Here is a 23,016-nt window from a genome sequence, read left to right on the forward strand (position 1 = left end):
TTGCTGTTGCTATTGAAGCATGCGCGGAGCAGCAGGCGGCCCCAGGGAAAACCTGTGGTCCAGCAGGGATGCTGCGGCAGAGTGGGCACAAGGACGCAGCAGGCGATGCGCCCTGTCCTGCAGGGCCCTGCTGCAGCCGGCCCGGGCAGGTCGAGCGGCCATCATCGGCCTGCGAGGGTACCGGCAGCACAGGGCGGTCGGGAGAACGGCCCCCTTGCGTCGCGGCAGTTCATCGCCAATGGCGGTGAAGGCCGAGGCGGTTGGCGCGGGTTTCGAGCTGCTGCAGTGCCCCGGCCGCTTGCGCTTGCCCCGAAAGCACGTCATGCACCGTGTCCAGAGCTGCCGGCGCAGCTGCTTGTGCCTCGCGCCGGTGACGGTGGTGAGCCGGCTCACGGCACGCGTAGCCGCTGATTGCCCGCCGCCCGCTCAGCCTGCTGGATCTTCTTCCCGGCCGTGGCCCGTTCGTCCCGGGTGACGGGAGACGGGAGACGGCAGGACATGCTTTTGCAGCAAATCGCTGTGGGAGCAAAGCAGCCGGTATCGGTCAACCACGGCATGGCAAGCAGGTGCTTGCGCACCGTGGCGGAGGCGACGCCGCCGGGAAAGTGCCTTTGCGCGTTCCCCTTGCGAAAGGGGGAGAGGTCCAGCAGGTTGGGCGCGAGCACGCCTGGCCAGATGATGTCTACCTGCAAGAGGTCGAGCGGTCAGAGCGCGAGGCGAGCTCTTGCAGGTGGATCCTCCGGCGCTTGCTCACATCGGCTGGCATGGCGATCACCTGCACCTCGTGCCCGCTCGTGCGTGCCCGGGCCTCGGCGGCCTTCCTGCACATCCCGAGCTCCTGGCCCACCGGGCCACAAGCACAGGCCCAGCGTGGCTGCCTGCGTCGTCGCGGCGCTCGGTCGGAGGAGGACGGTGCCTCCCACAGGTGGATTCCTTGGTGCCGCCCGATGTCGCGGCGGGTGATGGGAGGCCGCGGGCGGTCGGTGTTGTCGGCGAGGCAAGGGGAGCGCGGGCCCCCTCGCGCGTGTCTCGCGCAAGCAGCGCAGGGCAGCGGTGTTCCGTGGCCGCGCCCGCGGTTGCGGGCCGGTGCGCGAGGAACCGACTGGGGCGGCTCGGTCAGGCGAGTCGATAGGACGGCGGGCCCTCGAAGTCCTGTTTGCCCAGCGGCACGCCCTGAGCGCGCAACAGCGCGTACGCGATGCTGGCGTGGAAGTAGAGATTGGGCAGCAGGTAGTCGAGCACGAAGTGATGTGCCTCGAAAACCCTGACATTGCCCGGCTTGGCCACCGTGATGCGGGTCCCGGCGTCCACCGTGATCTGCCCGCGGGCGAGTTGCGTCAATTCGGCGACCGCATCGCTGAGCAAGGCCTGCAGTTCGCCGAAGCCGGCGGCCGGCGGCCCGAACTCCTCTTCCGACCCCCGGTTGAACACCGCCAGGGCGGGGGACGGGTCCAGTGGGTCCAGCCGGCCGGCCAGCCGGGCGGCTCCGCCGCGCGCTGCGGAGGCGAGGATCTCGACCTGTCGCGAAAGATCAAACATGTCTGGCGCGAGGCGGTGGCGCAGCAGGGCGGCTGGCGGCAGCCCTTGTGCCTCAGCGTGCGATGCGGCTTTGACCAGCCACAGCGAGACGCGGTTCAGCATGCGATGGAAGGCGGGGAGGGCGAGGTCGGCAAGGGGCAAAGTCATGGGCGTTGCTAGAAAAGGGCGCCAACTTGCCGCATGGTCAATGTCGACGGCCCGGGAGGAGCCCTCGCCAGCGGCCTGGCAGGGTCGCCATCATAAGCGGCGCAGCTCATCCTGCTCGGCCAGCTCGGCCAGCTCGGCCAGCTCGGCCAGCCCGGCCAGCCCGGCCAGCCCGGCCAGCCCGGCCAGCCCGGCCAGCCCGGCCAGCCCGGCCGCGGGCCGCCACCTCTTCGGTCTGGCAGGTTTTGCCGCAGCCCGCCTTTGCCGCAGGCGTAGGCGGGCGCCGACATCGGCCGCAGGGGAGGCTCCGACATTGGGAGATTGGGCCCGGCTTCTAACATCCCGTCACATGCAACCCCCATTAAAAGGAGCTGAGGATGTGGAAGTGGTCGCTTGCGTTTGCCGTCCTGGCGCTGGTCTCCGCTGTGATGGGAGCGCCGTTTGCTTTCAATTCTGCATTGACCGTCATGTTGGTCGTCTTGGCCATCGCTGCGGCGCTGGCTGGCGTCGGGCAACCACAGAAGGTCGGGTCTGAAGCAAAGCCGTCCGTGGCGAATGGAGTACAGCGATGACGAACTGGAACTGGGCTGTAGGAATGAAAGTGCTGGGCCTGGTTGCCGCCGTACTCACGGTGACCGGGACAGCGCTGGGCCTCGATGCTGCCGGCGAGGCGCTGCTGGTGGTGGTCTGCCTCCCGGTAGCCGGCGCGGTGGCTTTCGGTGTCTCCGCCTTCCTCGACCTTGATCGTTGAAGAAGCGGCTGGCAAGCGCCGGCCGCTTTGACGCCTCCCCCACTGCCGCGTGGGGCTATTCGCGCCTGATCGGCCCGCACCCATGCGCGGTGCGGGCTTTTTTGCGCCTGCTCGTCATCCCTTTCCGGTTCATCCAGCCGTCCATCGCCATGGCGGCACCGCTTGGCGGCCTTGTGGTCACCGCGGTGACTTGTGCAGTGCGGCGGCGCAGCAACTACGAGAACTCGGTGTTGCGATGGCTGCATACGCAACCTTAGAGTGAAGCATCCCCCGGGGTTTTCCCCGGGTCACGAGCGCGGCGACAAGGCTGTGCGAAGCCGCCCATGCTTCGTGCAGCGAGGAGAACGCGATGTTGCCCCACCCACCGCTGGTGTATTGCCTTCTCTTTGTGCGCTGGCTGTCTGCCATCGCCCTGGGACTGGTGCTGGCCGGCTGCAAGATGGGCCTCTACCTGGACCTGGACGAGCACGAAGCCGACCAATTGGTGGCGGCGCTGCAGGCGGACGGCATCCCGGTTTCCAAGGAGCCGGCTGGCGGCGGCGACTGGCAGGTGCGGGTCGACCGCCGTGACGTCGGCGCATCGCTCGAGCTGTTGCGTGCTCAAGGCTTGCCGGCCGTCCGCTATGGCGGCGACCCGATCGGCCAGCGACCCTTGCACTGGTCTGCCGGTGAGGAGCAGCGGCTGCAGGCCACTTATGCTGCTTCGCAGCAACTGTCGCGCGAACTGCGGCAGGTCCCCGGCGTCCTGGACGCCCGCGTCCACCTTGTCGTATTGGCCGAAGACCCGTTGACCGACCGCTTGCGTCCATCCTCCGCAGCGGTGCTCGTTACTCATGCGCCGGGCGCTGTGTTGCAGCGACTGGCTCCCGCGGTGCGGTCCTTGGTGGCCCGCCGCATTGCGGGGCTGCCCGGCGAGAAAGTGGCGCTGACCCTGGTGCAGGCTGCGCCGGAGCCGTCTACCGGCGGTGGCGATCGAATGGCTGCCGCGCTCTCCGGACGGACCCTGGGCCTGCTGTTGCTGCTTCTCGCGGTTGCCGCCTGCCTGATGTGGTGGACGGCGCCGTTGCGGGGGCCGCAGGTGGGTGAATGAGCTGGTGACGTGGGTGGCCCTGGCGGTCGTGCAGGGCGGGGCGGTTTCGGCTGGACAGCCGGGACGGGGATGGCGCGGCGTGTATGACAACAGCACGCGACGGCCGGGATGACGACAGGAGGACAAAGCCATGAAAAGGGTGTTCAGCGGCCGACCGCGCGGCGGTCGGCGCGCTTTGAGCCGGCCGCAGTGGCTGTCGGGCGCTGCCTGTGCGCCCTGCGTGAGGCGCCGTCCCGGCGCCTGGGCCCGCCGCGACGGCGGCTCCTGGCAGATCCGCGTGCGTCCCGCTGGGTGCAGGCGCCGCTCCTGCGCATGGGCGCACTGATGACAGCAATATTCCGAGCGGCCGCGCGTGCGATTTGCTCGATGCGGGGAGCGGTCCTCACCGACGGCTTGCCAAGGCCGGGGAAGGGTGTGAGACGACCGGGCCGGCCCATCAAGGGCTCGCCTGGCCATGACGACGGAGCGCAGCCGCGCGATACGGAACACAAGGTGGAATCATGGGCAACCTGTGGAACAAATTGAGGCAGGTCCGTGAGGTGCAGCAGGCTGCCGCCGGTGAGGCCTGCCTGCGGGAGGCCTGCATGGCCCCCCTTGCACCGAGCGCACCCAGAGGCTGCGGTGAGCACGGGGCCCCAGGTCCCTTTGAAGCCGGGCGACAGGGCCGACCGGACGGCGGGTCGAGCCGCGACACCGAGTCGCCGCTGCTGGAGCAACGCCTGATCGCGGCGCGGCGGGCGGTGGCTGCAGCAGAGGCCGAACTGGCGCACCGCATGGCCGAACTCGAACTGCGTCGCGTCGAGCTGTGCGACGTGGTGCGCCAGATCGAGACGGCACGGCGTTGTGACGCCGGCCCGGGCAGCAAAGGCGGCCCGGTGGCGGGCCGCCTGGCCTTGCACACGTCCTGAGCGCCTGGCCGGGCTGCGTCGCGGCGCTGCATGGCCCGCTCAGCGCGAGTGGCCGTTCAGGCCATGCCGGCTTGCTTCAACGCGGGGCGACCGGCTCGTCGGCGCGAAGATGGCGTTCCTCCACCTCGATCTTCATGCCGGCCTTGGTGCCGTTGCTCGTGATGAGGTGGCGCACCATCAGCCGCGCCGGTACGGGAATCAGGTTCAGATCCCGGCTGCAGACGTCCAGCGGCACAGTCGCCCAATCCTCCTCCAGCGTCAACACCTTCAATTGCAAAGCCTTGGCATGCAGGGCGGCGCTCGCTTCCGGCACGACGGTCAGGCCCAGGCCGGCTTCGACCATGCGGCAGGCGGCCTCGAAGCCGTTCACCCGCACCCGGACCTTCATCGAGGATCCAGCAGCGGCCGCCATGCGGCTGAGCAGCTGGTCCCATCCGCCGCCGGCCTCAAGGCCGATGTAGGGATGGTCCAGCGTCTCGCTGTACCGGACGCTTGAGCGGCGGGCCAGCGGGTGGCTCGCCGGGGCCAGCACCACATGGGTCGCGGCGCTGTAGTGCCAGTAGTGCAACCCAGGCGGGTAGCGGGTCACGGGCGCGATGATGCCCACGTCCGCCTGGCCGCTGGCGATGGCTTCCAGCGTGTAGGCGGTGGAGCGCTCTTCGAGGGCCACGCCGATGTGCGGATGCTCGATGGCAAAGCTCGCCAGGTCGCGTGGCAGGCAGTGGACCATGGCGGTCAGGTTGGAGCACATCCGCACCTGCCCGCGGCTGCCCTGCGTGTACTCGCTCATCTCCACCACCGTCTGGTGCAGGTCACCAAGGGTGTGCTTGATCCGGCTGTAGAAGACCTCGCCGGCCTCGGTGGGCAGTACGCCGCGGGCGTGCCGGCGTAGCAATTGGATGCCGAACTGGTATTCCAGGTCGGTGATGCGTTTGCTGGCCGCCGAGACCGCGAGGTTGTGCCGCTTTGCACCCTTGCCGATACTGCGCGTTTCGACGATGTCCGCAAACAAATGCAAGGAAAACAGATCCAGTCGCATGAGGGTCGTTGAACAATCGGTAACTGCTCGACGAGCAGAAGGACAGAATGGCGACGTCGCCGCGGTGTACCGTTCTGTCGCCGCGAATGGACGTTTGCCGAGATAGCGCTTGTGGCGCAGGCGGCGATTCTGCACGCTAGTACGTCTCACGCCAGGGTATCGGAACATGATGCAAGCAATCGAATCCAGTGCCGCGCGTCGGCAGCAGCTGCCCCGGATGGGGCGCGACGCCTTTGCAGGGGGCGACCGTGCCACGGCTGCCCGCCTCCTCACAGGGCCGGGCAGCCGGGCTGGGCCGCCAGGCCAAGGCAGCAGCCCACATGCACAGCGGGAGGTGACGGTATGGAAGTGACTGCAGGGGACGATCGTCGCCGCGCTGCGGCGTCCTGCCAGCCGGGCCGACACATCGGAGCCGGCAGCGGCGCAACGATGCGGGGGCTGGTCGGTGGTGACGGTCATGCCCAGGAAAGTGGCGACGAGCATCCGGGGGTCATGCTCTACACCGAGGCCGACCTGGTGCCGCTGGCCCAGCCGCAGGCCGAGGCGCAGGAAGAGCGCCGGGTCGGATTGCCGAGCATGGTGGGGCACCTGCTGGAGCTCGACAGCATCGCAGCTCGCGAAGAGCATGTGCGGGCCATGCTGCATGCCACCGGGTTTGAATGGTTCGCCTATGGCAACGTCTCGCAACAGCGCGGGCGTGGCCTGCCCCAGTCCTTTTTCAGCACTTACTCGAACCCTTCGTGGACGCCGCACTACTTCCGCGAGCGCTACTACGAGCTCGACCCGCGCCACCAGGACGCACCACGCTCCAGCCTGCCGCTGGTGTGGGACCTGGACGACATCGTCGCCAACACGCGCGGCAAGCAGGCTCCGCCACGCATGCGTCGTTTCCTCTCGGACTTCTGTGACAGTGGCATTGCCAGCGGTGTCTTCTTCCGCCTGGCCTCGCCCAACAGCTCCAACGACCGCACCGTGATCAGCCTGATGTCCAGTGAACGCCGCCGTAACTGGATCACCGACGGCGTGCTCGGGCGAGCCTTGACCTTCGGGCTGAGCATGCACGAGTTTCTCTCCCGGCATGCGGCCGGCCCGACTCGCACGGCGAGCGCCTGGCCGACGGTGTCGCCGCTGCAGCGCGAGATCCTCGAATGCCTGATCGGGGGCCAGAGCGACAAGCAGATCGCCAGCCGGCTGCGGCTGTCGTCGCACACGGTCGACTACCACCTGCGCCAGCTGCGCCGGCGGTTTTCTGCTCGCAACCGCGTGCAACTCGTCAACGCCGCCATCGACGCGACGATGTCCGGCATGACCGAAGGCTCGGCCGGCATTCCGCGCTGAGCCTGTGGCATGGATGGCAGCGGCGGCATGGTATGCCGCCGCTGTCAGCAACTATTTCCTGAATGCTGCTGAAATCGCCGCGCTCCGCGCGGGGCGACTCGGCACGCCTGTTGCCTTGGCTGGTGGGACTCGCGGCCGGGGCCGAGGAGGAGAAGCTGGCCGGCATGCGGCCCACCTGACCCCGTGAACAAGACGAGCAGCGAGGGTCGCAGAAGAACACAGGTGGCTCATGCTATTTTTTTCGATTTATCGTTGGTTCCGTAGTGCACCGTCCGCGCATCGCTGGGGGGCGGCCCTTTTCATGATGCTGTTGCTGCTCGGCTCGCGGCCGGCTCATGCAGCGGGCTGGACACCCGAGCTGGGCTTTGTCCAGTATGGCCAGGCGAAGTCCGACACCACCGCCGCCACGGTGGGGCTGATCTGGCCCTGGCAGCGGTCCTGGCCCTGGGCAGGCGGCCAGTGGTCCGGCTACTGGGAGGCCGCGGTCGGCCGCTGGTCGACCGACGGCGTCAACGGCGGCCGGGACCGGTCCTGGGTCACCCAGGTCGGCCTGACGCCGGTGTTTCGCTGGCGCGGCGAGGCCGGGCACTCGCCATGGTTCTTTGAGGGCGGCATTGGCCTCACGGTCGTCACGCCCATCTACCGCAGCGGCAGCAAGCGCTTCAGCACCGGGTTCAATTTCGGCGACCACTTGGCCGTGGGCCGCAACTTCGGTGACGACCAGCGGCATGAACTGTCGCTGCGCTACCAGCACTTCTCCAATGGCGGCATCAAGCATCCCAACCCGGGAGAGGATTTCATCCAGCTCCGCTACGCCTTCTCCTTCCGCTGAGGGCGGGCGCCACTTGGGGTATCGTGCCGCCATGGCAAGCGTTCCCAGCAATCCCCAGAAGTTCGCCGTGCAGGTTCAACCCAGCACGATAGACGGCACCGGCGTGTTCGCCGCAGAGCCGATCCCGCCGTACAAGAAGATCGGGGAGTTGCGGGGCGAGTCCATCAGCGTGACCGAAGCACGACGCCGGGCACGTCGGCAACAGCGCATCATGATCGTGGAGGTGTCGGAGAAGCGGGCCATCGACGCCTCGGGCTCCAACGACCCGATGCGCTTCACCAATCACTCCTGCTCGCCCAACACGGTGCTGCGGATTCGCCAGGGCCGCGTCGAGTTCTATGCCTTGCGAGCCATCGCGTCCGGCGAAGAGCTCACCGCGAACTATGGCGAGACCCATCACGAGGGCCGGCTGGAATGCCGTTGCGGCGCGCCGAACTGCGTCGGGCGGCTGTGAGCCGGTGCCTGTGGTGCGCCCCCGACCGGTTTATTGGTAACCGAAAGATTTCATCGCGGCGGTGAGCGTTTGGCGGGTGGCGGCGTAGTCGGCCCACGGATCGAGCGAGAGGCGTTGTGGCGCGGTGAAGATGTTCCACTGCGCGCCGCCTTCCAGGTCGTCGAGTTCGTCCCAGCTGCAGGGGATGGATACGCCCATGCCGGGACGGGCGCGCGCGGAGAAGGCGGCGGCGGTGGTGGCGCCGCGGCCATTGCGGAGGTAGTCGACGAAGATCTTGCCAACCCGATTGCGCGGGCCGCTCTTGGCCACGAAGCGGCTGGGCACCACCCGCGCCAGGTGCTGCACCAGCGCCTGTGAGAAGCCCTTGACCGTGTCCCAGTCGTGCCGGGGCGTCAGCGGCACCACCACGTGCAGCCCCTTGCCGCCGCTGGTCTTAAGAAAGCTGCGCAGGCCGAGTTCATCCAGCAGCGTGCGGGTCAGCTGGGCGGCCTCGGCCACCTTGTCCCAGCTCACGCCTTCGCCGGGGTCGAGGTCGAAGGTCATGCGGTCGGGCTTTTCCAGGGCCCGGGTGGTGGCGTTCCAGGTGTGCAGCTCGATGACGTTCATCTGTGCGGCGCCGATCAGGGCTTCGACGCTGTCGATCTCCAGCAGCGGTTCACGGCCGGGGTCGAGGGTGGGATCGAGCTGGCGGACGCCGGCCATCTTGAGCGTGTCGCCGTGTTTCTGGAAGAACAGCTCGCCACCGATGCCCGACGGCGCCCGCACCAGTGCCACCGGACGGCGCGCCAGGTGCGGCAGCATGGCGTCGGCCACCCGCAGGTAGTAGGTCACCAGGTCGAGCTTGGTGGCGCCGCTGCTGGGGTCGATGACCCGTTCCGGGTGGCTGATGCGCAGCCCTTCCGGCAGCTCGGCCGGGCGGGGCGCACTGCGGCGGCGGGTCGCCTTGCCCGCGGCGGTGCCGGCAGCCGGCTTCGCGGGCGCAGGGGCCGGGGCTTTGCCGGCCTTGCCGGCTTTGGCTGGCGTGGGCGCCGGGGCCGTGTCGGCATTGGCCGGCGTGGCAGGCACCTCGCGGGTGATGGCGCGGGCTGGCTTGTCGCTGCGCAGGCCGTGGAAGACGGAATGGCGGATGCGGCCATCCGGCGTCCATTCGCTGAAGGACACCTCGGCCACCAGCTTCGGTTCCACCCAGCGGCCCTTCGCTTCGCGCGGCTTGCCGGCGAAGGGCGTGCGCTCGGTTTCCAGCGCCTGCAGTTTCTCCCGCAGCAGCTTCAGCGTGCGGGTGTCAAAGCCGGTGCCGACGTTGCCGGCGTATCGCAGCTCGCCGGCCTCGTCATGGATGCCGAGCAGCAAGGAGCCAAGGCCTGAGCGGCTGCCCTTGGGCTCGGTGTAGCCCCCGATCACGAACTCCTGCCGATGCGTGCACTTGAGCTTGATCCAGGTGGGCGAACGGCGGCTCACATAGGGTGCGTCGCGTCGCTTGCCGATCACGCCTTCCAGGCGCAAACGGCAGGCGCTTTGCAGCATCTCGGCAGCACCGGCCTGAAAGTCCTGGCTGAATCGCAGGCGCTCGGACGTGGAGCGCTCCAGCAGCCGCGCCAGCAGTTCGCGCCGCTGCCACAGTGGCACCTTGCGCAGGTCATGGCCGGCGTAGTAGGGCAGGTCGAACAGGAAGTAGCGGATGTGCTCGGTGCGAGCGGCGTCGAAGGCGTTCTGCAGGGCGTTGAAGTCCGGCACGCCGTGCTCGTCGAGCACCACGATCTCACCGTCCAGCCAGGCCGAAGCCAGCTTCAACCCGCGTAGCGCGGTGGCGAGACTGCTCATCTTGGCGGTCCAGTCGTTGCCGTTGCGGGTGAAGAGCCGCACCTCGCTGCCCTCGATGCGGGCCAGCAGCCGGTAGCCATCGAACTTGGCCTCGTAGATGTAGTCGGCGCTGTCGGGCACCTGCTCGACCAGGGTGGCCAGCTGGGGAGCGAGTGTCAGGGGCAGGGCGGCTGGTGCGGCGGCGTCGGGCAGCTCGCCGGCGGTCGCCGCGCGGCGCCTCGGCTTCTTGCTTGCAGCCGTTGATTCGGTCGCTGCGGGCGACGCCGCACGCCGGGTCGCGGCACCCGGGCCGCTGATCACGCTGTCGGGCAGCTCGTCCACCACGCTGAACTGCGACGCCGGGCGGGCTGCCTCGTCGCGCTCCTTGATCAGCAGCCAGGGCTCCTGCCGTTCACCGCCGCGGCCGTGCATGCGCACCAGTGTCCAGTGGCCCTGCAGCTTCTCGCCGTCGAGCCGGAACTTGAGCTTGCCCGCGCGGTAGCCGGCCTCGGGGTCGCCCACCGGCGTCCAGGTGCCCCGGTCCCAGACGATGACGGTGCCCGCACCGTACTGACGCGGCGGGATGACGCCCTCGAAGCTCGCATACGACAGTGGATGGTCTTCGACATGCACGGCCATGCGCCGGTCGTCTGGGTCGAGGCTGGGGCCCTTTGGCACCGCCCAGCTCTTCAGGGTGCCGCCCAGTTCGAGCCGGAAGTCGTAGTGCAGCCGTCGCGCGGCATGCTTCTGGATCACGAAAGACAGGCTCTTGCCGGCCCTGGCGGCCTTGCCGCGCGGCTCGGGGGTGATGTTGAAGTCGCGCTTTTCCCAATAGCGGTCGAGGGCTTGCGGCATGGCGGGCGGTGGGCGGCGTGGCTCGGCTCGGTGTCAGCTCAGGCGCGTTTGCGCCGTGCGGGGGCCGGGGCGGGCGCCTCGGCGGCCTTGCGGGTGCCGGCGGCCTTGCGTGCCGGCTCGGCTTGCGCCGAGCGGGTGCTGCGGGCGCTCGTCTTGCGAGCGCTGGCACCGCCGGCAGCCGCACTGCGCTTGCCAGCGGGCACGGGCGATGGGGCTGCCGCCGTCTTGCCACCCACATGCATCGGCTTGACCTTGCCATCCCCATCGCCCGCTGCTGGCTTGCGCTCGGCCCGCTGCACGCTCTGGCGCAGCGCGGCCATCAGATCGATCACCTGGGCGCCGCCGCCGCGGTCGGCCGCTTCGTCGCCGGCCGGCGTCAAGGTGTGGGTCTCGCCCGCCTCGATGCGCGCCTCGATGCGGGCCAGCAGGTCTTCTCGATAGGTGTCGCGGTACTGCTCGGGCTGCCAGCCTTGCGACATCTCGTCCACCAGGCGCTCGGCCATCTCCAGCTCCCGCTCGCCCACGCCGACCTTCTTCAGCTCGCTGTCCGGCACATAGAGGTCCTCGGGCTGCAGCACCTCGTCCGGGAAGCGCATGGTGTTGAGCATCAGCACATCACCCTGCACGAGCACGGCCGCCAGCCGCTGCTTGGTGTGGATCACCACCTTGGCCAGGCCGGCGCGCCCGCTGCGACGCATCACTTCGCGAAGCAGGGCATAGCCTTTCTCGCCGCGCTTGCCCACTTCCAGGTAATAGGGCACCTCGAAGTGGGCCGGCGAGATCTCGGCGGTGTCGACGAAGCCGAGGATGTCCACCGTCTGGGTCGCCTCGGGATTGGCCTGCTTGAAATCTTCATCGCTCATCAGCACGTACTCGCCTGGCTCGTAGGCGTAGCCCTTGACGATGTGCTCGCTCTCGATCGGCTTGCCGGTGCGCTTGTTGATGCGCTGGTAACCCACCGGGGCCATGTCACGCTTGTCGAGCCAGTCGAAGTCCAGGTCTTTCTTGCGCGACGCTGCCCGCAAGGTCACCGGGATGTGGACCAGGCCGAAGGTGATGGCTCCTTTCCAAACGACTCGTGCTGCCATGCAGGGACAGCAGCAACCGGTATGCCTGTAAATTCATGCAGGTTGTTGGCCGCATTCACCGGGCGCGTGCCTCGGCCTGCCCGTGCGGAGGCGCGGCCTGTGCACGGCGCTGGCGCCGGGTGTTGCGCCAGAAGATGGCCTGGCCTGCAATTGCGCTGACGAGCAGGGCCAGGTTGACGAAGAGGAACACCCAGTTCTCGAGCAAGGCGCTGTAGACCGAAAAGCCCAGCGAGGCGGCCGACTGGCCGATGAACAGCCAGGACGACACGCCGGTGCTGTCGCCGCTCAGGTATTGCTTGCGCACCTGGTGGAAGATGGTCCAGAGGAGGACGGCGGCACTGAGCCAGCCGATGATCTCGGTTGCCATGCGGGAGGATCCTTTCCAGTGAGGTTGTGGGTTGGCGCTCGATGGCCTACTGCCGGCTCAGCGGCGCGCCGGGGCGGGTGCCTTGCGGGCGGCGGGGGCGCCCGTGGTGCCGCGCAGGCTCTCCAGGGCGTTGCGACAGCCGTTGTCCTCGCCTTCGCCGGGGTCGATCATCGGGATCACGGCCGCCAGCGGATTCACCGCCGCGAGCGCCGCCGCTGCCAGCAGCTTCAGGCCGAGCGACTTGCCTTCGAGCTTGACTTGCGGGTCGGCAAAGCTGCCTTCCAGCCGAATGGGCGAGCGCAGCGACAGCGGCGAGAAGTCCTTCGGTCGCGCGTTCAGGCGCAACGCCAGGCTCTCCTTGGCCAGCGACAGCTGGCCCGACACCAGCACCAAGGTGTCCGGCGTGTCGATCACGCCCAGCTCGGTATCCAGCACGCCGTCCTTGGCCCGGAAGCGGGTGACGGCGCAGTGCATGGGCAGCGACTCGTCGCCCTTGATCAGCACGCCCAGGGCCTGTGCGATGTCGATGCCCAGCGCCTCGACCACCAAGTGCGAGATCTGCCCCTTGCGCACCCACAGCGCCGCATGGCCATCCAGGGAGCCGAGCATGGCGGCGGTGGACTTGCCGACCCCGCGGAACTTCGCTTCGCCGCCGAGCACGCCGCTCACATAGCCGGGCGCCTTCTCTCCTTCTGCGGCCGCGCGCTGGTTGCGGGCCTGGATCCAGCGCTCCAGGTCGATGCCGGACCACTGCAGGTCGATGTCCCAGCGCGGCTGCGCGGGGCGGCTGTCGAGTCCGATGTCGCCACGCACCTCGCCGCCGGAGGCGCGGGCCAGCAGTTTCGAGATGTTGAGTACGCCGTCCTTCAGCGTGATGTGGCCCTGCAGCGGCGTCAAGTCGCTCAGCAGTCCGGTGCCGAGGTCCAGCTTGCGCAGGTTGATGCGCACATCGGCATTCATCGCCCTGAGCGACGGGATGTTGAACTCGCGTGCCGGCAGCACATGCCCGTCCGGGGCGCGTCGCGGCCGCTCTTCGTCGGGTGGTGGGGCGCCGAAGGCCGGCCCCAGATCCGCCAGCGTCAGGCTCTCGCCCTGCAGTTCGCCGCTGAGGAGCGGCACCTGCGGCCGCCGGTCGTAGGTGAAATCACCACCGAGCCGGCTGGTACCCACCGCCAGCCGTGCGATGCGGGCCTTGTACAGGTCGCCGTCCTTGCTGAGCCGGCCCTTCATCTCGAAGTGAGCGGTGGTGGGCAAGGTGACGCCGGCCGGTGCACCGACCGCGGCCAGTGACGGGCCGGACACCGAGAAGTCGCCCTCGATGCCGCGCAGCCGCAAGATGTCCTTCGCCTGCCCCTTGAAGTCGAGCTTCGCCTTGCCGGCGCTGGCTTGTAGGGTGAGCGGCACCGGTGGGGCGCCTTCCGTCGGCGTGACCAGTGGCAGCAAGCCCTCAGAGGTAATACCGAACTTGAACTGCGCACCGGCGAAGCGCTTGACGCCTTCCCGGTAGCGGCCTTCGCCCTCGATGCCGAGGCCGCCGCCGCCGCTGCTGGCTCCTTCATCGGTGCGCGCACGAACCTCCATCTGCAGGCCGATGACTTCGTCGTTGTAGCTCACCGCGCCGCCGCCGACCACCAGGCGGTCGAAGGTCGGCACCGGAGCGGCGCCCGGCTGGGGGGCCTGGTCAGGTGGCGTGAACTGCCAGTTGGCTCGGCCATCGGCGGCCCGCCACAGCGAGGCCGTCATGCGCCGCACCTCGAGCGCTTTCACATGCACCTCGGCGCCCGGCGTCTGCCGCAGAGGGGCCAGTACCGTGGCATAGGGCAGGGCCAGCAGCACACCTTCGGCCTGCACCAGGGGCTCGGCGTGGCCCCGGGCAGCGGCCCAGGCCGGGGCGCCGAGGGCGAACGCATCGCTCTTCAGGCGAATGCCGCCGAGCAGGCTGAGCCGGAAGTCCTCGCCGATGAGCACATCGCGCTGCAGGCGCTGCTGCAGCGCGCGCTGGATGGGGCCTCGCAGGAAGGGCCAGCCGGCCCACTCGCAGGCGGCAAAGGCCAGCACGAAGAGGAGCAGCAGCAACCCGATCCAGGTCAGTGGGCGTCGTGGCAGCCGGCGTCGCAGGGACGCCGGCGCGGTCGACGGGGGAGGGGCGGGCGAAGCGGCAGGGGTGGTGTGCGTCACAAGCGCAGCAGAGCAAGGCAAGTGCCCGGCAGCCGGCCTGCCATGGAAACGGCGCTGGTGTCTGTGGCGACCAGACTTTTCTACGGCAAGGTCGGGCAATGCGACGAGCGGCGCCCCCGGGAAGTGGCTGCAGGCGTAGCCGCTTGATCGGCGGGAACAGGAGGGCGCTCACCTCGGAGAAGCGCGGAATGCCACGGAAGCGGCAGATTCCGTGAACTTCGGCACGCTGATTGCCGATGAAGCGTGGTCATTCACCGGCATCCCGGCGGGTGGCGGCCAGCGCCGCCGACCCGAGTAGCAAAGACCCACCAGAACGGAGCACGTCCGAGTGTTCAGCGATCATGATGTCTACTTGTTCCGCGAAGGCACCCACGGGCGCCTGTATCAGGGCCTGGGGGCCCAGCTCGCGGAGGATGGTGCCGGCGCGCGTTTCGCGGTCTGGGCACCGAATGCCGAATCGGTCTCGGTGATCGGCGACTGGAACGGCTGGGACCCTGGCGCCCACCCACTGCAGCGGCGCCACGACTCCAGCGGCATCTGGGAGGGCCGGATCGACGGCGCCCAGCGCGGCCAGGCCTACAAGTACCGCATCCAGTCCCGCCAGGGCGGCGCGCCGATGGACAAGGCCGACCCCCTGGCCTTCTACGCCGAGCTGCCGCCGGCCACCGGCTCTCGGCTGTGGGACCTGGCGTACGAGTGGCAGGACGCCGAATGGATGGCGCAGCGCGCAGCGCGCAACGCACTGGATGCGCCGATCTCGATCTATGAAGTGCATGCCGGCTCCTGGCGTCGCAAGGACGGGGAGTTCCTCAGTTGGCGCGAGCTGGCGCATGCGCTGGCCGACTATGTGCAGGAGATGGGCTTCACCCACGTGGAGCTGATGCCGATCACCGAGCACCCGTTCTACGGGTCCTGGGGCTACCAGACCACCGGCTACTTCGCGCCCACGGCGCGCTATGGCACGCCGCAGGACTTCATGTACTTCGTCGACCACCTGCACCGCCAGGGCATCGGCGTGCTGCTCGACTGGGTGCCTTCGCACTTCCCGGCCGATGCGCATGGGCTTGCGCAGTTCGACGGCACCCATCTCTACGAGCATTCCGACCCGCGCCAGGGCTTCCACCCCGAGTGGAACTCCAGCATCTTCAACTACGGCCGCAACGAGGTGCGCAGCTTCCTGATGTCGTCGGCCTTGTTCTGGCTGGACAAGTACCACATCGACGGCCTGCGGGTCGATGCGGTCGCCTCGATGCTGTACCTCGACTACGCCCGCAAGGACGGCGAGTGGATTCCGAACCGCCATGGTGGCAAGGAGAACCTCGAGGCCATCGACTTCCTGCGCCGCCTCAACGAGGCGGTCTACCGCGACCACCCGGACACGATGACGATCGCCGAGGAATCGACCGCCTGGCCGCTGGTCTCGCGGCCCACCTACCTGGGCGGCCTGGGCTTCGGCATGAAATGGAACATGGGCTGGATGCACGACACCCTGGCCTACCTGAAGGAAGACCCGATCCACCGGAAGTACCACCACGGCAAGCTGACCTTCTCGATGGTGTATGCCTTCAACGAGAACTTCGTGCTGCCGCTCTCGCATGATGAGGTGGTGTACGGCAAGGGCTCGCTGATCGGCAAGATGCCGGGCGATGCCTGGCAGCAGTTCGCCGGGCTGCGTGCGCTGTTCGGCTACATGTGGGCGCATCCCGGCAAGAAGCTGCTGTTCATGGGCGGCGAGTTCGGGCAGCGCCGCGAATGGGCACATGAGGGCGAGCTGGAATGGTGGGTCACCGAGATCAGCCAGCACGAAGGAGTGCAGCGCTTCGTGAAGCAGCTCAACCGGGTCTACCGGGACGAGCCGGCGCTGCACCGCATCGACTTCTCGCATGAAGGTTTCCAGTGGGTGGAGAGCAATGACGCGCAGCACAGCGTGTTCGCCTTCCTGCGCAAGCCGGCGGCGGCCGAAGGCACGCCTGTGCTGGTGGTGTGCAACCTCACGCCGGAGCCGCGCACGAACTATGTCGTCGGCGTGCCGGCGGCCGGCCTCTGGCGCGAGCTGATCAACAGCGACGCACGCGAATACGGCGGCTCCGGCTGGGGCAACCTGGGCGGGGTCGAGTCGGCGCCGCTGCCCTCGCACGGGCAGCCGTATTCCGTGAGCCTGACCTTGCCGCCCCTGGCCACCCTCATCCTCAAGCTGCAAGCCGATGCCTAAGACGCCCACCTCCGCTGCTACCGGGACGCAGACCGCGTCCTCCCCCGTTCCCCGAAAATCAGCCGCCGGCCCGGCGCGGGGCATGGCCCCGGTGCCCGCGCGAAAGACCAGCGCGGCTGCAGACGCCGCACCGCCCTCCGCGCCGCGCAAGCGCGCCACCGCCGCCAAGGCGGCTGCCGCGGTCAATGCTGCGCAGGGGGCCGAGGGCGCCACTCACGCGCCCGGCGGCCGGGTCACGCTGCAGGCGGCTGCCGCCGGTCTCGCGCCGCAGGCGCAGGTGCCGGCGGTGCTGGCCGCCGATCCGCCGGTGGCCACGGCCAAGCCGACTGACGGCCGGGTGCGCGCCGTCATCGATGCGGTGCTGCCGGCGGTGGACGGTGGCCGATTCCCGGTGAAGCGCGTCTGCGGCGAGCCGATGCAGGTGGAAGCACATTGCTTCACCGACGGCCATGACGTGCTGCGCGTGATGCTCGCCTGGCGTGCCGAGGCCGAGACCGCCTGGCACGAAGTCGAGATGCGGCTCAAGTACAACGACGAGTGGCATGCCGAGTTTCCGCTCGAATCGATGGGCCGCTACTTCTACACCGTCACCGCCTGGGTGGACCACTTCGAATCCTGGCGCAAGGAGCTGCAGCGCCGGGTGGAGCCGGCCGACATCCGCATTGCCGCCCAGGTGGGCGCCGGCCTGCTGGAAGAAGCCGCGGCGCGGGCGCAGGGCGAGGACCGCGAGCGCCTGGCTGGCTGGGCCGAGCAACTGCGCAGCGGTGGCCTGGCGAGCGACACCGACCCTGCCGCCTTGAAGGCGCAAGCGCTGGATGACACCCTGGCCGAGGTGGTACGCCGCTGGCCGGACCGCCACCTGGCCACCACCTACGACCGCGAGCTCAGCGTGTTCGCCGACCGCGAGCGGGCGCGCTTCAGCACCTGGTACGAGTTGTTCCCGCGCTCGGTCTCGGCGCAGCCCGGCCGTCATGGCAGCTTCCGCGAGGTGGAGGCCGAGCTGCCCCGCATCGCGCGGATGGGTTTCGACGTCCTCTATTTCCCGCCCATCCATCCGATCGGGCGGGAGAAGCGCAAGGGCAAGAACAACGCGCTGGTGGCGGAGCCGGGCGACGTCGGCAGCCCGTGGGCCATCGGCGCCGCCGAGGGCGGGCACAAGAGCATCCTGCCCGAGCTGGGAACGCCCGAGGAGTTCCGCCACCTGGTGGCCCATGCGCGGGAGCTTGGCATGGAAGTGGCGATGGACATCGCCTACCAGTGCGCGCCGGATCATCCGTATGTCGAGCAACACCCGGCCTGGTTTCGCTGGCGGCCGGACGGCACGGTGCAGTACGCCGAGAACCCGCCGAAGAAGTACCAGGACATCTACCCCTTCAACTTCGAGAGTGAAGACTGGGCAGCCATGTGGGAAGAGCTCAAGAGCGTGCTCGACCACTGGATCGGCGAAGGCGTGCGCATCTTCCGCGTCGACAACCCGCACACCAAATCCTTCGCGTTCTGGGAGTGGGCCATTGCCGAGGTCAAGCGCCAGCATCCCGACGTCATCTTCCTGGCCGAGGCCTTCACCCGGCCCAAGGTGATGCACCGGCTGGCCAAGCTGGGCTTCACTCAGTCGTACACCTACTTTACCTGGCGCAACACCAAGCAGGAGCTGGTGGAGTACTTCACCGAGCTGGCGCAGGAATCGGGCCGAGAATACTTCCGGCCCAATGTCTGGCCCAACACGCCGGACATCCTGCATGAGGCGCTGCAATCCGGCCGGCGCTCCACCTTCATGGCCCGCCTGGTGCTCGCTGCGACGCTGTCGGCCAACTACGGCATCTACGGCCCCGCCTACGAGCTGATGGAACACCTGCCGCGCGAGCACGGCAGCGAGGAATATCTGCATTCCGAGAAATACCAGCTGCGCAACTGGGACCTGGCGCGGCCCGACAGCCTGGCGCCCTTCATCGAGCGGGTCAATGCGATCCGGCGTGACAACCGGGCCCTGCAGTCGGACTGGAGCCTTCAGTTCTTCCCGGTCGACAACGACCAGCTGCTGGCCTATGTCAAGCGAACGCCCGACGGTGCCAACGTGGTACTGACCGTGGTCAACCTGGACCCGGAGCACACCCAGTCCGGCTGGGTGGAGGTGGACCTGGAGCTGCTGGGCGTGGAGAGCGGGCGGCCCTTCCAGGTGCACGACCTGCTCAGCGGGCAGCGCTTCACCTGGAACGGCACGCGCCACTTCGTGATGCTGGACCCCGGGCGATCGCCGGCCCACGTGTTCCGGGTGCGCCGGCACCTGCGCAGCGAGAAGGATTTTGACTATTTCGAATGAGGTGCAGGCCATGATGAACACAGCGCCGACCCACAGTGCCGTACCGGGTCATGTATTGAGCGCCAACCCCGCCCTGGACGAGGCGCTCTGGTACAAGGACGCGGTGATCTACCAGGTCAACGTCAAGGCCTTCTACGATTCCAACGACGACGGCATCGGTGATCTCAAGGGGCTCACGTCCAAGCTCGACTACATCAAGGACCTGGGCGTCAACACCATCTGGCTGATGCCGTTCTATCCTTCGCCGCTGCGCGACGACGGCTACGACATCTCGGACTACCACAACGTCCACCCGATGTACGGCACCCGCAACGACTTCCGCGTCATGCTGCGCGAGGCGCACCGACGAGGCCTGAAGGTGATCACCGAGCTGGTCATCAACCACACCTCGGACACCCATCCATGGTTCCAGGCCGCGCGCCGTGCGCCGCCGGGATCGACCAAGCGCAACTACTACGTCTGGAGCGACGACGACCAGAAGTACAAGGGCACGCGCATCATCTTCACCGACACCGAAACGTCCAACTGGACCTGGGACCCGGTGGCGAAGGCCTACTACTGGCATCGCTTCTTCAGCCACCAGCCCGACCTGAACTTCGACAACCCGCATGTGCTGAAGGCGGTGTTCCGCACCATGCGCTTCTGGCTCGACATGGGGGTGGACGGCTTCCGGCTCGATGCCATTCCCTACCTGGTCGAACGCGACGGCACCAACAACGAGAACCTGCCCGAGACGCATGCGGTGATCAAGCAGCTGCGGGCGGCCATCGATGCACGCTACAAGAACCGCTTCCTGCTCGCGGAGGCGAACCAGTGGCCGGAGGACGTGCGCGAGTACTTCGGTGATGGCGACGAGTGCCACATGGCCTACCACTTCCCGCTGATGCCCCGCATCTACATGAGCATCGCGCAGGAGGACCGCTACCCGATCATCGAGATCATGCAGCAGACGCCGGAAATCCCGGAGACCTGCCAGTGGGCCATCTTCCTGCGCAACCACGACGAGCTGACGCTCGAGATGGTGACGAGCAAGGAGCGGGACTACATGTACAACACCTATGCCGCCGACCCGCGCGCCCGCATCAACCTGGGCATCCGGCGGCGGCTGGCGCCCCTGATGGAGAACGACCCGGACCGCGTCAAGCTGATGAACAGCCTGCTGCTGTCGATGCCGGGCTCGCCCATCATCTACTACGGCGACGAGATCGGCATGGGCGACAACGTCTTCGTCGGCGACCGCAACGGCGTGCGCACCCCCATGCAGTGGAGCCCGGACCGCAATGCCGGCTTCTCGCGGGCCGATCCGCAGCGGCTCTACCTGCCGCCCATCATGGACCCGATCTACGGCTACCAGGCAGTCAACGTCGAGGCACAGTCCCGGGCGCAAAGCTCCTTGCTGAACTGGACGCGCCGCATGCTGGCGGTGCGCAAGACGAGCAAGGCCTTCGGCCGCGGCAAGCGCAGCTACCTGAAACCAGGCAACCGCAAGATCCTGGCTTACCTGAGCGAGTACGGCGACGACGCCATCCTCTGCGTGGCCAACCTGAGCCGCACCGCCCAGCCGGTGGAGCTGGACCTGGGCCGCTTCAAGGGCCGCGTGCCGGTGGAGCTGCTCGGGCGTGTCACCTTCCCGCCCATCGGCGAGTTGCCCTACCTGCTGACGCTGCCGGCCTACGGCTTCTACTGGTTCCGCCTGGCCTCCGACGCCGAGGTGCCGCAGTGGCATGACGAACGCATGGCGCCGGACGACCGGCCGGTGCTGGTGCTGTTCGACGGCTGGAACAGCCTGTTCCGCGACCAGGTCGTGCCCTGGCGCATCGGCATGGCCGAGAAGACGCGTGCCCAGTTCGAGAACGAGGCGCTGCCGCGTTTCGTCGAGACGCAACGCTGGTATGCCACCAAGGACTCGAGCGTCAAGCGCGCCGTGCTGTGCGACCACGCCTTCTGGCGCGAGGGCGACACCAGCTGGTTGCTGCCGCTGCTGGACCTGGAGGGCCCGCCCGAGCGATTCCGCTATTTCATGCCGCTGGCCCTGGCCTGGGAAGACCGCGACGAGGAACGCCTGCCGGGCCTGGTGCCCGCCATGGTCGCCAAGGTGCGCCAGCAGGCCAATGTGGGCGTGATGGCCGACGCCTTCAGTGACGAGCGCTTCTGTCGTGCAGTGGTGATGGCCATCGGCGCCGGCCGGCGGGTACCGACCCAGCGTGGCCAGCTGCACTTCCGACCGACCTCCGCGTTCGCGGAGATCGCGGGCAGCGACATCGCCAAGCTGCCGGTGGGCCGGCCCGGCGCGCAGAGCAGCAACACCGTGGTGACGCTGGATGAGCGCCTCTTCCTGAAGGGCTACCGCCGTGTGCGGCCCGGGGTCAATCCCGAGCTGGAAGTCGGGCGCTACCTGACCGAGGTGGTGCGCTATCCCCACTGTGTGCCGGTGGCAGGCGCGCTGGAATACGTCGATGCCAACGGCGTCTCCAGCACCCTGGCGCTGGTGCAGGCCTATGTGTCGAACCAGGGCGACGGCTGGGACTACACCACCGAGTACCTGCACCGCTTCCTGGATGAGCGCCGCGCCAGCACCGAGCCGGTGCCCGACGACGTGCACGGCGCCTATGTGGAGCTGATCCGCACCCTGGGCCGCCGCACTGCCGAATTGCACATCGCGCTGGCCAGCCGCACCGGCGACCCGGCCTTCGACCCGGAACCGCTGCTCGACGCTGACCTGCAGGCGCTGCGCCTGCAGGCCATCGAGGAGACCCAGTCCACCCTCGACCTGCTCGCGGCCAACATGGCGCAGCTGCCGCAGGCAGCCCAGGCCGATGCCCAGCTGGTGCTGTCGCGCCGCGAGGCGGTGCTGGCCCGCATCGACGCCTGCACCGCCCGGCTGCCCGCCGCACTGAAGACGCGCTATCACGGCGACTTCCACCTCGGCCAGGTGCTGCTGACGAAAAACGACTTCGTCATCATCGACTTCGAGGGCGAACCCGCCCGCACCTTCGAGGAGCGCCGCAGCAAGCATTCGGCACTGCGCGATGTGGCCGGCATGCTGCGGTCCTTCAACTACGCCTACTGGGAAGGGCTGCGCCGCGTGGCGGAGGACGGCGACCAGTTCGCCCGGCTCGCGCCCTTCGGCCGCGCCTGGGAAGCGCAGGTGAGGGCGGCCTTCCTGCAGTCCTATGCACAGACGGCGGCGGACGGGGGCCTGTACCCGTCCCTGGTGCAGGTGCAGGGTCTGCTGGATCTGTTCGAGCTGGAGAAGGCCTTGTACGAACTGCGCTACGAGCTGGGCAACCGCCCCGACTGGGTCGCCATCCCGCTGCACGGCATCGTCGCGCTGGCGGGCGGCGCCCCGGCCTGAGAACCACCACTTCCACCGGAGGCAAACGATGGAAAGCGTTGACGTGCTGCTCGATCCGGTCCGGGTCTTCCTGGCCCAGATCGGTGTCTTCCTGCCGCGGCTGCTGCTGGCCTGCGTGGTGTTGATTGGCGGCTGGCTGCTGGCCAAGGTGATTCGCTTCGCCATCGAGCGAGGCTTGCGGGCGATGAACTTCAACGTCCTCACCGAGCGTGCCGGCATGGACGGCTTCCTGCGCCAGGGCGGGGTGGAGACCGACACCACCCGGCTCATCGGCCTGCTGGTGTACTGGCTGGTCATCCTCGCGGCGCTGGTGATTGCCTTCAACGGCCTGGGGCTGACCTACATCACCGAGCTGCTCGGGCGGGTGCTGCTGTTCGTGCCGCATGTGGTGGTGGCACTGGTGATCCTGGCGTTCGGGAGCTACTTCGCGCGTTTTGTCGGCGAGACGGTGGTGACCTATTGCCGCAACATCGACCTGAAGGACGCCGAGCTGCTCGGGGCGCTCGCGCGCTACGCCATCATCGTCTTCGTGGTGCTGATCGCGCTCGACCAGCTGGCCATCGGCGGCGACATCATCCGCGAGAGCTTCCTGATCATCCTCGGCGGCATCGTGCTGGCCGCCGCCCTGGCTTTCGGCCTGGGGGGCAAGGACTGGGCTGCCGAGAAGCTGGAGCGCTGGTGGCCGAGCGTGCGGCGCAGCGAGCCCCTTGATCGCCGCGATGACCTCTCGCCCTGAGCGGCGGTCG

At 68.4% G+C, this 23,016-nt stretch carries 19 protein-coding genes; 12 read left to right on the forward strand and 7 right to left on the reverse strand.

The annotated features are described in order from the left end of the window. Nucleotides 1-389: 389 nt before the first annotated feature. Entirely contained in the window at nucleotides 390-692 is a 303-nt protein-coding gene (locus tag N7L95_RS00455) for a type 2 periplasmic-binding domain-containing protein (protein WP_301257856.1), read from the reverse strand. Nucleotides 693-1,116: 424 nt separating this feature from the next. Continuing rightward, nucleotides 1,117-1,686: a DUF1993 family protein gene (locus N7L95_RS00460; RefSeq protein WP_301257857.1), complete on the reverse strand. Its 570-nt coding sequence runs from the start codon at nucleotides 1,684-1,686 to the stop codon at nucleotides 1,117-1,119. Between the two features lie 374 nt (nucleotides 1,687-2,060). Between N7L95_RS00460 and N7L95_RS00465 the strand changes: the two genes are divergently transcribed. From N7L95_RS00465 to N7L95_RS00485, 5 genes are all read left to right on the forward strand, one after another. Then, a complete protein-coding gene (locus tag N7L95_RS00465) occupies nucleotides 2,061-2,255 on the forward strand; it encodes a hypothetical protein (RefSeq protein WP_301257858.1) in 195 nt (64 codons plus the stop codon). Continuing rightward, complete coding sequence (locus N7L95_RS00470; protein ID WP_301257859.1) at nucleotides 2,252-2,434, forward strand: hypothetical protein; 183 nt, start codon at nucleotides 2,252-2,254, stop codon at nucleotides 2,432-2,434. The genes N7L95_RS00465 and N7L95_RS00470 overlap by 4 nt, the downstream gene beginning before the upstream one ends. After that, entirely contained in the window at nucleotides 2,431-2,691 is a 261-nt protein-coding gene (locus N7L95_RS00475; protein WP_301257860.1) for a hypothetical protein, read from the forward strand. The genes N7L95_RS00470 and N7L95_RS00475 overlap by 4 nt, the downstream gene beginning before the upstream one ends. Nucleotides 2,692-2,873: 182 nt before the next feature. Beyond that, a complete protein-coding gene (locus tag N7L95_RS00480) occupies nucleotides 2,874-3,524 on the forward strand; it encodes an EscJ/YscJ/HrcJ family type III secretion inner membrane ring protein (protein ID WP_301257861.1) in 651 nt (216 codons plus the stop codon). Between the two features lie 584 nt (nucleotides 3,525-4,108). After that, the gene (locus N7L95_RS00485; RefSeq protein WP_301257862.1) at nucleotides 4,109-4,432 is read left to right on the forward strand and encodes a hypothetical protein; all 324 of its coding nucleotides are present in this window, start codon (nucleotides 4,109-4,111) and stop codon (nucleotides 4,430-4,432) included. A 76-nt stretch (nucleotides 4,433-4,508) separates the two neighbouring features. On the opposite strand, the gene N7L95_RS00490 is transcribed toward N7L95_RS00485, so the two are convergent. Beyond that, entirely contained in the window at nucleotides 4,509-5,606 is a 1,098-nt protein-coding gene (locus tag N7L95_RS00490) for a LysR family transcriptional regulator (RefSeq protein WP_301257863.1), read from the reverse strand. A 357-nt stretch (nucleotides 5,607-5,963) separates the two neighbouring features. Between N7L95_RS00490 and N7L95_RS00495 the strand changes: the two genes are divergently transcribed. From N7L95_RS00495 to N7L95_RS00505, 3 genes are all read left to right on the forward strand, one after another. Next, entirely contained in the window at nucleotides 5,964-6,809 is an 846-nt protein-coding gene (locus tag N7L95_RS00495; protein WP_301257864.1) for a helix-turn-helix transcriptional regulator, read from the forward strand. A gap of 301 nt (nucleotides 6,810-7,110) precedes the next feature. Beyond that, nucleotides 7,111-7,641 carry an acyloxyacyl hydrolase gene (locus tag N7L95_RS00500; RefSeq protein WP_301257865.1) on the forward strand — a complete coding sequence of 177 codons (531 nt, stop codon included), beginning with the start codon at nucleotides 7,111-7,113 and terminating at the stop codon, nucleotides 7,639-7,641. A gap of 31 nt (nucleotides 7,642-7,672) precedes the next feature. Continuing rightward, nucleotides 7,673-8,095 carry an SET domain-containing protein gene (locus N7L95_RS00505; protein ID WP_301257866.1) on the forward strand — a complete coding sequence of 141 codons (423 nt, stop codon included), beginning with the start codon at nucleotides 7,673-7,675 and terminating at the stop codon, nucleotides 8,093-8,095. 30 nt (nucleotides 8,096-8,125) lie between these two features. Here N7L95_RS00505 and ligD read toward each other — a convergent pair whose 3' ends face one another. Genes ligD through N7L95_RS00525 form a run of 4 tightly spaced genes read right to left on the reverse strand, consistent with a single transcriptional unit; the run spans nucleotide 8,126 to nucleotide 14,281 of the window. Further along, nucleotides 8,126-10,750 carry a DNA ligase D gene (gene ligD / locus N7L95_RS00510; protein WP_301257867.1) on the reverse strand — a complete coding sequence of 875 codons (2,625 nt, stop codon included), beginning with the start codon at nucleotides 10,748-10,750 and terminating at the stop codon, nucleotides 8,126-8,128. A gap of 38 nt (nucleotides 10,751-10,788) precedes the next feature. Next, entirely contained in the window at nucleotides 10,789-11,838 is a 1,050-nt protein-coding gene (gene ku / locus N7L95_RS00515; RefSeq protein ID WP_301257868.1) for a non-homologous end joining protein Ku, read from the reverse strand. Nucleotides 11,839-11,893: 55 nt separating this feature from the next. Further along, nucleotides 11,894-12,205 (reverse strand): hypothetical protein, encoded by a 312-nt coding sequence (locus N7L95_RS00520; RefSeq protein WP_301257869.1) that lies wholly within the window; start codon nucleotides 12,203-12,205, stop codon nucleotides 11,894-11,896. Nucleotides 12,206-12,262: 57 nt separating this feature from the next. Then, the gene (locus N7L95_RS00525) at nucleotides 12,263-14,281 is read right to left on the reverse strand and encodes an AsmA family protein (RefSeq protein WP_301257870.1); all 2,019 of its coding nucleotides are present in this window, start codon (nucleotides 14,279-14,281) and stop codon (nucleotides 12,263-12,265) included. Nucleotides 14,282-14,711: 430 nt separating this feature from the next. Here N7L95_RS00525 and glgB point away from each other — a divergent pair, with 430 nt between their 5' ends. The 4 genes from glgB (at nucleotide 14,712) to N7L95_RS00545 (ending at nucleotide 23,006) form a co-directional block, all read left to right on the forward strand. Next, nucleotides 14,712-16,595, forward strand: coding sequence for a 1,4-alpha-glucan branching protein GlgB (gene glgB, locus N7L95_RS00530; RefSeq protein ID WP_301257871.1), 1,884 nt, complete (start codon nucleotides 14,712-14,714; stop codon nucleotides 16,593-16,595). An 82-nt stretch (nucleotides 16,596-16,677) separates the two neighbouring features. Beyond that, nucleotides 16,678-18,915: an alpha-1,4-glucan--maltose-1-phosphate maltosyltransferase gene (locus N7L95_RS00535; RefSeq protein WP_301257872.1), complete on the forward strand. Its 2,238-nt coding sequence runs from the start codon at nucleotides 16,678-16,680 to the stop codon at nucleotides 18,913-18,915. Nucleotides 18,916-18,925: 10 nt separating this feature from the next. Continuing rightward, nucleotides 18,926-22,270: a maltose alpha-D-glucosyltransferase gene (gene treS / locus N7L95_RS00540; protein ID WP_301257873.1), complete on the forward strand. Its 3,345-nt coding sequence runs from the start codon at nucleotides 18,926-18,928 to the stop codon at nucleotides 22,268-22,270. A 28-nt stretch (nucleotides 22,271-22,298) separates the two neighbouring features. After that, nucleotides 22,299-23,006 carry a mechanosensitive ion channel family protein gene (locus N7L95_RS00545; RefSeq protein ID WP_301257874.1) on the forward strand — a complete coding sequence of 236 codons (708 nt, stop codon included), beginning with the start codon at nucleotides 22,299-22,301 and terminating at the stop codon, nucleotides 23,004-23,006. The last annotated feature ends 10 nt before the right edge of the window (nucleotides 23,007-23,016 follow it).

Origin of the sequence: Eleftheria terrae, from assembly GCF_030419005.1 — a bacterium.
GTDB lineage: Bacteria > Pseudomonadota > Gammaproteobacteria > Burkholderiales > Burkholderiaceae_C > Caldimonas > Caldimonas terrae.